Here is a 1,022-nt window from a genome sequence, read left to right as displayed (position 1 = left end):
GGTATGCGCATGTACACAAAAGAACAAGACAGTGACCGATGCGGAGCCTGATCGCCCCGAGGCATTTGCGAACGACGATGAACTACTCGACTATATTCAAAAGACGCATTTCAACTATATGTGGGAAGGTGCGGAAAAGACTTCCGGACTGGCCTGCGAACGTATACATCTTGATAATGTTTATCCACAGCAGGACCAGGATGTAATTACGATTGGAGGTAGCGGATTTGGAATTGCCGGCTTGTTGGTGGCTATCGAACGAAACTTTATCAACCGGGAAGAAGGTGTAGCCCGGTTGACAAAGATTGTAGATTATTTGGCAAAAGCCGATCGTTTTCATGGAGTATGGCCGCATTGGCTCCATGGTCCTACGGGCAAAGTGAAACCGTTCGGAACAAAAGATGACGGTGGCGACCTGGTAGAAAGTAGCTTCCTTATGCAAAGCCTGCTGTGTGTACGGCAATACGTAAAGGATGGCAACGAGAAAGAAAAAGCACTGGCTGCTAAAATAGACGAACTGTGGCACGGGATGGAATTCGACTGGTATCGCAACGGCGATCAGAATGTATTATACTGGCATTGGTCTCCTAACTATGGCTGGGAAATGAACTTCCCGCTCGAGGGCTATAATGAATGTCTGATTACCTATATCCTTGCAGCTTCATCCCCTACACATTCCGTTCCGGCAGCCTGTTACCATGAAGGGTGGGCGCGTAGTGGTGGCATCAAAAGCGCTTCCAAACCTTACGGTTACCCGCTCGAACTGAAGCATAATGGCGCAGAAGAGAAAGGCGGTCCCTTATTCTGGGCACACTACTCTTATATCGGTCTCGACCCGCGTAACTTGACCGATCAATATGCCAACTACTGGAATGTGGTACGCAATCATGCGATGAGTGATTATCAATATTGTGTCACTAATCCGAAAGGCTACAAAGGATATGGACCTGATTGCTGGGGACTTACAGCGAGTTACTCCATAAATGGCTATTCAGCCCACATGCCCGACAATGATCTCGGTG

At 48.1% G+C, this 1,022-nt stretch carries 1 protein-coding gene; it reads left to right on the top strand.

Annotation, left to right across the window (positions count from 1 at the left end; all coding sequences use genetic code 11):
- Positions 1 to 1,022, top strand: a 1,022-nt coding sequence (locus tag AB5935_RS27635) for a glucoamylase family protein (protein WP_368328054.1), incomplete at both ends; no start/stop codon positions are given.

Origin of the sequence: Phocaeicola sp. RTP21198st1_B8_RTP21198_201120, assembly GCF_040929485.1 — a bacterium.
GTDB classification, from domain to species: Bacteria; Bacteroidota; Bacteroidia; order Bacteroidales; family Bacteroidaceae; genus Phocaeicola; species Phocaeicola dorei.
Note: the sequence above shows the minus strand (reverse complement) of the source record. Positions and strands in the feature narration are given on the sequence as shown.